This window comes from Metabacillus rhizolycopersici (genome assembly GCF_020075705.1).
Window position 1 is genome coordinate 1 of record NZ_JAIQUM010000274.1, and the last position, 498, is coordinate 498.

Consider the following 498-nt stretch of genomic DNA (forward strand, 5'->3'; position numbering starts at 1 on the left):
CGAAAGCCAAACCATACGGCTGTTTCACTTCTTCCTGCGGAGTCAAATAACAACTCCTTCTCAGAAGCTCCAACATCCTAGTGGTTTAAGCGGGCTTTCTCCGCTTTTCTAAAAATGGTGCCGAGGACCGGAATCGAACCGGTACGGTAGTCACCTACCGCAGGATTTTAAGTCCTGTGCGTCTGCCAGTTCCGCCACCCCGGCAACTTACTAAGAGCGGAAGACGGGATTCGAACCCGCGACCCCCACCTTGGCAAGGTGGTGTTCTACCACTGAACTACTTCCGCAATATGAAAATGGTGCGGGTGAAGGGACTTGAACCCCCACGTCACAAGGACACTAGATCCTAAGTCTAGCGCGTCTGCCAATTCCGCCACACCCGCATGGTGTGTATAAATGGTGAGCCATGAAGGACTCGAACCTTCGACCCTCTGATTAAAAGTCAGATGCTCTACCAACTGAGCTAATGGCTCATATTATAATGAGTATTACTATAAT

General features: G+C 50.0%; 4 tRNA genes. All 4 read right to left on the reverse strand.

From position 1 onward, the window contains the following. Positions 1-115: 115 nt before the first annotated feature. Positions 116-204 (reverse strand) — tRNA-Leu (locus K9V48_RS28560). Between the two features lie 11 nt (positions 205-215). After that, a tRNA-Gly gene (locus K9V48_RS28565) sits at positions 216-287 on the reverse strand. Positions 288-297: 10 nt separating this feature from the next. Then, a tRNA-Leu gene (locus K9V48_RS28570) sits at positions 298-383 on the reverse strand. A gap of 14 nt (positions 384-397) precedes the next feature. Continuing rightward, positions 398-473, reverse strand: a tRNA-Lys gene (locus K9V48_RS28575). Between the last annotated feature and the right edge of the window lie 25 nt (positions 474-498).